The sequence below is a fragment of the Kineococcus vitellinus genome (assembly GCF_009906315.1).
Lineage (GTDB): Bacteria > Actinomycetota > Actinomycetes > Actinomycetales > Kineococcaceae > Kineococcus > Kineococcus vitellinus.
The window spans coordinates 1-8,722 of record NZ_JAAALL010000186.1 but is presented as its reverse complement, the minus strand read 5'-3'; the positions used below and the strand labels follow the sequence as shown (position 1 = coordinate 8,722).

Annotated in this window: 9 protein-coding genes; 1 reads left to right on the top strand and 8 read right to left on the bottom strand. The window is 77.2% G+C overall.

Features of this window, described 5'->3' with window-relative positions:
- The 5 genes from GTQ99_RS15550 to GTQ99_RS15530 form a co-directional block, all read right to left on the bottom strand.
- The coding region (locus GTQ99_RS15550) for an MFS transporter (protein ID WP_166616640.1) at positions 1-623 on the bottom strand (623 nt) is incomplete at its 3' end.
- Positions 624-698: 75 nt separating this feature from the next.
- Positions 699-1,796: an adenosine deaminase gene (add, locus tag GTQ99_RS15545; protein WP_166616639.1), complete on the bottom strand. Its 1,098-nt coding sequence runs from the start codon at positions 1,794-1,796 to the stop codon at positions 699-701.
- A gap of 13 nt (positions 1,797-1,809) precedes the next feature.
- Positions 1,810-2,862 carry an isopenicillin N synthase family dioxygenase gene (locus tag GTQ99_RS15540; protein WP_166616638.1) on the bottom strand — a complete coding sequence of 351 codons (1,053 nt, stop codon included), beginning with the start codon at positions 2,860-2,862 and terminating at the stop codon, positions 1,810-1,812.
- A gap of 34 nt (positions 2,863-2,896) precedes the next feature.
- Entirely contained in the window at positions 2,897-3,523 is a 627-nt protein-coding gene (locus GTQ99_RS27005; RefSeq protein ID WP_166616637.1) for a helix-turn-helix domain-containing protein, read from the bottom strand.
- Between the two features lie 66 nt (positions 3,524-3,589).
- Positions 3,590-4,492: an SDR family NAD(P)-dependent oxidoreductase gene (locus GTQ99_RS15530; protein WP_166616636.1), complete on the bottom strand. Its 903-nt coding sequence runs from the start codon at positions 4,490-4,492 to the stop codon at positions 3,590-3,592.
- 120 nt (positions 4,493-4,612) lie between these two features.
- On the opposite strand from GTQ99_RS15530, the gene GTQ99_RS15525 reads away from it, so the two are divergent.
- Positions 4,613-5,278 (top strand): TetR family transcriptional regulator, encoded by a 666-nt coding sequence (locus GTQ99_RS15525; RefSeq protein WP_166616635.1) that lies wholly within the window; start codon positions 4,613-4,615, stop codon positions 5,276-5,278.
- Between the two features lie 56 nt (positions 5,279-5,334).
- Here the strand turns inward: GTQ99_RS15525 and GTQ99_RS15520 are convergent, their stop codons facing one another.
- From GTQ99_RS15520 to GTQ99_RS15510, 3 genes are read right to left on the bottom strand one after another with little or no spacing between them, the layout of a single operon-like run.
- On the bottom strand, positions 5,335-7,014 hold the full coding sequence (locus tag GTQ99_RS15520; RefSeq protein WP_338075027.1) for a PhnE/PtxC family ABC transporter permease: 1,680 nt from the start codon (positions 7,012-7,014) through the stop codon (positions 5,335-5,337).
- Positions 7,011-7,757, bottom strand: coding sequence for a phosphonate ABC transporter ATP-binding protein (locus GTQ99_RS15515; RefSeq protein ID WP_338075026.1), 747 nt, complete (start codon positions 7,755-7,757; stop codon positions 7,011-7,013). Before GTQ99_RS15515 ends, GTQ99_RS15520 begins: the two co-directional genes overlap by 4 nt.
- 11 nt (positions 7,758-7,768) lie before the next feature.
- Complete coding sequence (locus GTQ99_RS15510; protein ID WP_166616641.1) at positions 7,769-8,665, bottom strand: putative selenate ABC transporter substrate-binding protein; 897 nt, start codon at positions 8,663-8,665, stop codon at positions 7,769-7,771.
- Positions 8,666-8,722 lie beyond the last annotated feature (57 nt).

Sequence of the window (8,722 nt, the reverse complement as noted above, 5' to 3'; positions counted from 1 at the left end):
GTGGGGGGTCGGCGCCCGGCCCCGGGCCGGCGGCGGCGCGTCGCCGCCCGCCGCGCGATGACGACGCACCAGGGGACGACGGCGACCACGGACAGCACCGACCACAGGCCGACGGACACCCGCCAGCCCAGGTCGCGCGCCAGCGGCACGGCCAGCAGCGGGGGTGCGGTCGTGCTGAACGCCATGGTCATCGAGTACGCGGCCGTGACCGGCCCGATGCGGTCGGGGAAGTAGCGCTTGACCAGCGGCGGGAGCAGCACGTTGCCCATCCCCATGCCGCCCAGCGCCAGGACGGACCAGGCGATGAAGGCCTCCGGCGTGAGCGTCGTGGACCGGACCACCTCGCCCGTCCCGGAGAGCAGCAGCGCCGCGACGAGCGTCCGCTCCAGCCCGAGCCGGCGCGCCACCACCGGCGCCAGGGAGCCGAAGGCGGCGAAGGACACCAGCGGCGCCGCGCCGAGGAGGCCGGCGAGGGTGTCGTCGAAGGCGACGTCCCGGCGGACGACGTCGAGGATCGGGGACACCGCGGCGATGGCGATGCGCAGGTTCAGGGCGACGAGCACGATGCCGAGGAGCGCCACCCACCGCCCGCGCCGCGCCGCGTCGAGATCGGGGTGGAGCATGGCACCGCATTCGTCGGGGGCCGGGGGACGCCGGCAGGCGCCGCCGGCCCGGTCGCAGGGGCAACGCGGGCCAGGTTAACCGGTACCGGGTCCCGGACCTGCGCCCGACCCCGCCGAGGCGCAGGTGCCGGACCCGGCGGTCCAGCCCACCGCCGGCGGGGCGAGGAGCTCCGCGAAACCCCGGCGGACCTCGGCCGCGAGGGCGGCGCGGTCCCCCTCGTCGCAGAACGCGGCCGCCACCGCGGCCAGCACGCCCTGCTGCGCCTGCCCGGGCGTCCACCCGAGCGCGGTGCCGGCGCGGGCCAGCTCCTCCCCGGTGCTCGTGCCGAACATCGGCGGGTCGTCGGGGTTGACGGACACCGCCAGCCCGGCCTCCAGCATCCCCGCGATCGCGGACCCGTCACCGCCGTGGAAGAGCTGCGTCGACCAGCAGGTCGCGAAGTGGACGCCGTCGGTGCGGCAGCGCGCGAGCAGCCCGGGATCGGCGAGGACGGCGTAGCCGTGGTCGATGCGCTGCGCGCCCAGCGCGTCCAGGGCGGCGGCGACCTCGGCGGCGTCGCCGCGCTCGCCGGCGTGAGCGGTGCGGTGCAGCCCGCCCCGGGCGGCGAGCGCGAACGCCTCCGCGAACGCGGCCGGCGGCCCGACCAGCTCGTCGTGGTCCAGGCCGACGGCGACCACCTCCTCCGCGCGGTGCTCCAGCGCCGCGCGCACCAGGTCCAGCGCCACCGACGGCGGCTGCTCGCGGTTGACGGCGACGACGAGCCGGCAGTCCACGCCGGTCTCCGCCCGGGCCGAGCGCACGCCGTCGAGGACGCCGTCCAGCACCTGCCGGTAGGTCATCGACGGGTGGTTGGTGGGGTTGAACGACATCTCCCGGTAGCGCAGGCCCTCCGCGGCCGACGCGACCAGGCAGGCGTGCGTGACCTCCGCGAGGTCGGCGGGGGTGGCCAGGGCCCGGGAGACGGCGGTGTAGACGGCCAGGAAACCCTCCAGGTCCTCGTACCGGTACAGCTCGCCCGCGTCCGCGGTGGGCAGCGCGACGCCGTGGCGCCGGGCCAGCCGCACCGCCACCTCGGCGGGCACGGATCCCTCCAGGTGGCAGTGCAGCTCGACCTTCGGCGCGCGCCTGAGCAGGTCGGCGGACGCGGGTGCGGCGATGGGTGCGGTGCTCACGGCGCTCAGCGCCTCAGCGCGCCGACGACAGCACGCGCGCCGCCTCGCGCTGCGCGGCGGTGTTGGCGCGCCCGGCGCGCGAGCCGGCGAGCTTGGCGGCGATGTGCTCGCCGATGGTGACCGGCGGGTAGAGGGGTTCCTCGCCGGGCCGCACGCACCCGGGCAGGGCGGCCACGACGGCGTCGACGTCGCCGTCGTGGAAGAAGGCGGCGGAGCGGCGTCGCTCGATGGTCCCGTCGACGATCGGCGGCTTGACGCGGTGCAGCGTGGACGTCCAGCGCTCGTTGGTCCAGCGGGCCATCGCGTCGCCGAGGTTCACCAGCAGCGCACCCTCGGCGGGCTGCACGTCGTGCCAGGCGCCCTCCGCACCGAGGACCTGCAGGCCCGCGACCCGGTCGGCCCACAGGACGGTGACGATGCCGTAGTCGGTGTGCTCGCCCATGCCGGTCAGGTCGCCGTCGAGCTGCACGCTGCCCGGCGGCAGGGCGTAGTTGTTCATCCGCAGCACGTCCAGGGAGTGCCCGGTGACGCGCCCGAACCAGCCGGGTTCCAGGCCCAGGGCGTCGGCGAACACCGTCGTGAGGGTGCGCGCGACGCGACCGGCCTCGGCCTCCCAGGCCTGCACGCGCGCCCGGAAACCCGGGACCAGGTCCTCCTGCGGCCACAGGTCCTCGGGGTAGAGCGCGGGGTCGAGCTCGACGCCGGGGTAGTCGCCGGCGGCGGCGCCGGTGTTGAACGCCTCGAAGAAGTCGTTCATGCGGGTGGCCGCCTCCACGCCCAGGCTGAGGCTGAGGGACTCGCTCTTCGGCGGGGTGTAGCCGCGGTTGACGCCCTTCGGTGCGACGTGGCGGCGCTTGACGTCCAGCGGCAGGGCGAAGAAGTCGTCGATCGCGCTCGCCAGGCCGGCGGTGGTGGCGTCGGGGACGCCGTGCCCGGTGACCTGCACGAAGCCGACGGTGCGGCAGGCGGCGTCCATCGCCGCGGCGACGGCGGCGCGCTCGGCGGGAGCGCCGTCGCGCACGTAGGGGGAGATGTCGACGGTGGGGACCTCGAACGGGGTGTCCATGGGGAGACCGTAAGTGCTGCTTACGGCTGGTGGGTTACGGGCGTGTGACGTCCGCCGTCAGCACGACCAGGACCTCCGCGGGCTCCCCGCCGCGCAGCAGCCAGCGGTGCGCGAGCTCGCCCTCGTGGTGCAGGGAGTCGCCCGCGTCCAGGTCGGTGCGCCCGCCGTCGGCGAACTCGACGGTGATCCGCCCCGCGAGCACGTGCACGAACACCTCGCCGGGCTGCGCGAACCACTCCTGCTCGGCCTCGCCGGGGCGCAGCACGTAGTGGTGGCCCTCCAGCAGCACGCCCTCGCCGGTGCGGGTCAGCAGCCTCGGCCGCTGCGCGCGACCCGCGGGTCCGTCCGCCCCGGCGCGCAGCCGCGGACCGCCGCCGGCCCGGGTCAGCCGGCGCCGCTCCCCGCTGGGCGGCAGGAGGTCGTTGGCGGCGCAGCCCAGCGCGGCCGCCAGCCGGTACAGAACCGGGATGCTCACCGAGGAGCGCCCGCCCTCCAGCTGGCTGACGAACGGCCCCGACACCCCGGCCCGCCGCGCCAGCTCGGCCACCGACAGCCCCGCGGCGCTGCGCCGCGCCCGCACGGCCGCCCCCACGAGGGCGCCGGGGTCGGCCTCGGGCGCCGGCTGCGCGCCGCCGGCCGGCGGCGTCGGTGCGTGCTCCACGGCCGCCACCTTCTCGCAGCGCCCCGCCCCGGCGCCGACCGGGGCCGACCGGGGCCGCGGGCGGGTTCAGCGGGGGAACCGCACGCCCGTGAGGTCCTCGGAGACGGCCCACAGCCGCCGCTGGGCGGCGAGGTCGTAGGAGCCCGGGCTGGAGGTGACGAGGCGGGGGTGCCCGCGGAGCTCGCCGCGGCCGCCGGGACCGTAGTACTGCCCGCCGAGGACGGCCGGGTCGGTCGCGGCCCGCAGCGTCGGCAGGGCGCCCATCGCCGCCGACTGGGTCAGCAGCGGGGACAGCCGGTCCGAGACCGCCCGCAGGGCGGCGGGGGAGTTGCGCACGAGCTCGGTGTTCGAGGCCCCCGGGTGCGCGGCGACCGCGACGGTGCCCGCCCCGCGCGCCGCGAGCCGGCGCTGCAGCTCGTAGGTGAACATGAGGTTCGCCAGCTTGGACTGCCCGTACGCGCCGGCTCGCGAGTACGAGCGCTCCCACTGCAGGTCCTCGAAGCGGATCGCCGCGCGGATGCGGTGACCCGTGCTGCTGACCGTCACCACCCGCGAGCCGGGGGCGGCCAGCAGCGGCTCCAGCAGCAGTCCGGTGAGGGCGAAGTGGCCGAGGTGGTTGGTGCCGAGCTGCAGCTCGAAACCGTCCCGGGTCGTCTGCTTCGGGGTGAACATCACCCCGGCGTTGTTGACGAGCAGGTCGATGCGCGGGTGCGCCTGGCGCAGCGCGGCCGCGGCGGCGCGGACCGACTCCAGCGAGCTCAGGTCCAGTTCCCGCACGGTGACGTCGCCACCGATCCGCGCGGCGGCGGCCCGGCCCTTGGCGACGTCGCGGACGGCGAGCACCACCGCGGCACCGCGGTCGGCGAGGGCCCCGGCGGTCTCCAGGCCCAGGCCGGTGTTGGCGCCGGTGACCACCGCCACCCGCCCGTGCTGGTCCGGGATCTCCCGCGTCGTCCAGTTCGTGCCCATGGCGTCCTCCTCGCTCGTCCGGTCCCGGCGGGACCGGTGGTCCGTCGTGGCCGCGACGCTAAGAGACCGCCGGTCCGTTGTCAAGAGACCGGTGGTCTGCGAACTGCTAGGATCTCCGCCGTGACGTTCCAGCGGGCCCGCAGCGAAGAGCAGCGCGAGGTCCGGCGCCGGGCGATCCTCGAGGCGGCGGCCGCCATGCTCGAGGAGATGCCGGTGGCCGACCTGACCCTCAACGAGCTCAGCCGCCGCGTCGGCCTGGCCAAGTCCAACGTGCTGCGCTACTTCGACTCTCGCGAGGGCGTCCTGCTGGAGCTGATGGGTTCCGTGCTGGCGGACTGGCTCGCGCAGCTGGGCGAGGACCTCGCGGCCGGCGTCGACGCGCGCCTGCCGCCGGCGGCGCGCACCGAGCAGCTGGCCGAGGTCCTCGCCCGCTCCCTGGCGGCCCACCCCGTGCTGTGCGACCTGCTGGGCGCGCAGGGCGGCGTCCTGGAGCGCAACGTCACCGTGGAGTTCGTCAGGCGCCACAAGCGCGCGTCCCTGGCCCAGCTGACCGCCGCGGCCGACCTGCTGCGCCGCCACGTGCCCGAGCTCGGCGCCGCGGCCGAGGCGGCCTGCTTCCAGGCGATGGTGCTGGCCGGTGCGCTGGCGCCCTACAGCTCCCCGCCCCCCGCCGTGCGCGCCGCCTACGAGGCCGAACCGGCGCTGGCCGTCCTGCACCTGGAGCTGCCGGACTCCCTGCGGCTGGCGGTGCGGACCGTGCTCCTGGGGGCCCTGCCGCGCGGCTGAGGCCGTCGCCGCGCCGCGCCGGCGTCAGCGCACGACGGCGTCAGCGCACGACGGCGTCAGCGCACGACGGCGCGGGCACGGGCGCTGACCAGGTCGACGGCGCAGGTGAGCAGCACCAGCACCACGAGGGTGCTGGTCGCGGTGGGCCGGTCGAAGGTCTGCAGCGCGGTGGCCAGCACGGCGCCGAGCCCGCCGGCGCCGAGCAGCCCGACGAGCACGCTGTCGCGGACGGCGACCTCCCAGCGGTACAGGGCGTAGGCGAGCACCGCTCCCGCCGCGCGGGGCGCCACGGCGTAGAACCAGGTCCCGGCCGGGCCGGCGCCGAGCCCCGCCAGCGCCTGCGCCGGCCGCGGGTCGAGCTCCTCGACGGCTTCCGCGCTCAGCCGCCCGAGCACGCCGAGGGTGTAGAGGCCCAGCGCCAGCGCGCCGGGGAGGATGCCCGGGCGCAGCACGAACAGCAGCACCAGCGCCCACACCGGCGCCGGCACGGCCCGCAGCAGCAGCAGCCCCAGGCGCAGCAGGGCGCCGAGCACCCCCCGCACCGGGCCGGGGCGGTGCACGGGGCGGGCGGCCGGCCCGGACACCAGCACCGCCCCCAGCGTCGCGAGGGCGACCGCGACGACCGACATCTGCACCGTCTCGACGGCGGCGCCGGCCAGCGAGCCCAGCAGCGGGCCCGACACCCGCGGTGGCCAGGACTGCGCGAGCAGGAGGGACAGCTGCTCGCGGGTGCGCTCGGCGCCCAGCCCCGCCGGGTCGAGCGCCAGGTACCACCACGACCAGGCGACCAGGGCCGCGACGGCCGCGACGGCCGCGGTCAGCAGGCGGTCGCGGTGCAGCCGCGGACCGCCGCGGGCCCGCTCGCCGGCCGGTGCCGGCGGGGGGTCGGCGAGCCGGCGGCGCACCGCGCGCCCGGCGACGACGGCGCCCACGCAGAGGAGCGACAGGGCGTACACGCAGCTCCACACCTGCTCCCAGCGCAGCGAGGTGAACGACAGCGACAGCTGGTACCCCAGCCCGCCGGCGCCGATCAGCCCCAGCACCACCGCCGAGCGCACCGCGCACTCCAGCCGGTAGCAGGCGTAGGCCAGCAGGTCGCCGGCCGCGGCCGGCAGCAGGGCGTACAGCGCGGAGGTCCCCCGCCCGGCACCGGCGGCCAGCAGCGCCTCGCGGGGCCCGCGCGGCACCTCCTCGAGCAGGTCGGCGAACACCGTGGCGGTCACCGCGCCGTAGGGGACGGCGATAGCGAGGACGCCCACCCACGGGTCCAGCCCGAGGACGTTGAGCAGCAGCAGCCCCCACACCGCCTCGTGCAGGCCGCGCGGCACGGCCACCAGGGCCCGGGCCAGCGCCCAGCCGGCCCACCCGCTGCGCCCGCGCCCCCAGCTCGTGCGCGCCAGGAGCGGGGCGCCCAGCGCGCCGATCAGCACCGCCAGCGCCGCGCCCGAGGCGGCGTAGGCCACGGTGACGAGCGCGCTCGTGCCCAGCACGCGCACGAAGCCCCCGGACAGGTCCGGGGACAGCGCCCCGGCGGCGAAGCGGGCGAACTGCCGCGCACCGGCGGGGTTGAGCACCTCGCCGGAGAAGAGCCCGGCCCCGGCCAGCGACCACGCCACGACGGCGAGGGCGCCCAGCGCCCACGCCCACCGGGCGCGGGAGCGGTGCAGCACGGGCACCGCCGCGGTCGCCGCCCCGGTCGCCGGCACGGGCACGGGCCGCTCCAGCGCACCGCTCACCGGCGCACCCCGTAGAAGTCGGCCAGGTCCGCCGGCGTCAGCCGCGCCGCGGGCGCGTCCAGCGCAATGCGCCCCTCGACCAGGCCGAGCACGCGGGTGCAGTGCGCCAGGGCCAGCGCCGGGTCGTGCAGGCACGCCAGCAAGCTGCCGCCGCGCTCGGCGGCCAGCCCGCTCAGCAGCGCCAGCGCCCGCCCCGCCAGCGCGGGGTCCAGCGCCGAGGCGGGCTCGTCGGCCAGCACCAGCTCCGGGCGCTGCACGAGCACCCGCGCGATGGCCACCCGCTGGCGCTGACCGCCGGAGAGGCGCTCGGTGCGCTCGTACATCCGCTCCAGCAGGTCCACCTGCTCCAGGGCGGCGGCCACCTGCGCCACGCCCTGCGGGCGCAGCAGCGACAACGCCGCCCGCCACGCCGGCCAGCTGCCCAGCCGGCCGGCGTTGACGTTGTGCACCACGCGCAGCGCACCGACCAGCTCCAGGTGCTGGTGCACGGTGCCGACCCGGGCCCGCAGCCGCCGCGCGGCGCGGCCCGGGAGCGCGGCCGGGTCGGCGCCCAGCACCTGCACCGACCCGGCGCTGGGCGTCACCGAACCGTTGAGCACGTTCAGCAGCGTGGACTTGCCCGCGCCGGAGGGACCGAGCAGGGCGATGCGCTCTCCGGTGGCCACGTGCAGGTCGACCCCGTCCAGCGCTCGGGTGGCGCCGAAGCTCACCCGGACGCCCTCCAGGCGCACGGCGGCGCCCACCGGACCGGTGCTCAGCTGATCACGCCCAGCTGCTCACCGATCTGCTCGATCTGCGCGTAGTCGGACTCCTCGGCGGGGACGAAGCCGCCCGCGCCGAACAGCTCCAGCACCCGCGCGTCGGCCTCGTCGTCGGCGGACAGCCCGAGGAAGTAGTCCGTCAGCCGGCGCGGCAGGTCCTCGCCCAGGCGCTCGACGGCCTGCGCACCCAGCAGCCAGTGGTAGTCGTGGAACGCGGGCGTGCGCCGGTACAGCTGCACGGCCGGGTCGACGCCGCCGGCCCGGGTGCGCGAGGTCCACACCTGCTCGTTGAGGACCCCGGCCTGGTAGGTCCCGGAGGCGACCAGCTGCAGCGTGGCGTCGTGGGAGCCGCTGTAGCCGGGCCCGCCGGGGAAGCCGCGGGGGTCGACGCCCTGCTCGGAGAGGAAGTAGGCGGGCATGAGGAAGCCGGAGGTGGAGGTCTGGCTGCCGTAGGTGAAGCGCAGGTCGGCCAGCGGCGCGAGGTCCTCGGAGGCGGCCAGCCCGGTGCTCGCGTTGACCACGAAGACCGAGTGGAACTCCTCGTCGATGTCGCGCTGGGCGACGACCCGCGCGCCGGGGGACTGCAGGCGCGCCTGCACGCCGGTGAGCCCGCCGAACCAGACCAGGTCCAGGTCGCCGGTGCGGAAGAGCGAGACCGCGGCGGCGTAGTCGGTGACCGGGCGGTAGGCGACCTCCAGGCCGGTGGCCGCGGCCACCGAGTCGGCCAGGGTGGAGTACAGGCGCTGCAGGACCTCGGGGTCCTGGTCGGGGATGGCGCCGATGCTCAGCGCGCCGGTGCCGGTGGAGGGACCGGTCGCGGAGACGGGGGAGGAGCGCTCGCTGCAGGCGGCGAGCCCGGCGGCCAGCGCCGCCGCCGCGCCCGCGGCCAGGTACGAGCGGCGGCTGACTCCGGAGCGGCCGGGCCCGGTGCCGGAGCGGGTGGGGGT

Bases quoted from the DNA above. Each gene is read 5' to 3' on its own strand.
- GTQ99_RS15540 (WP_166616638.1), bottom strand. From the start codon at position 2,862: ATGGACACCCCGTTCGAGGTCCCCACCGTCGACATCTCCCCCTACGTG.
- GTQ99_RS15530 (WP_166616636.1), bottom strand. From the start codon at position 4,492: ATGGGCACGAACTGGACGACGCGGGAGATCCCGGACCAGCACGGGCGG.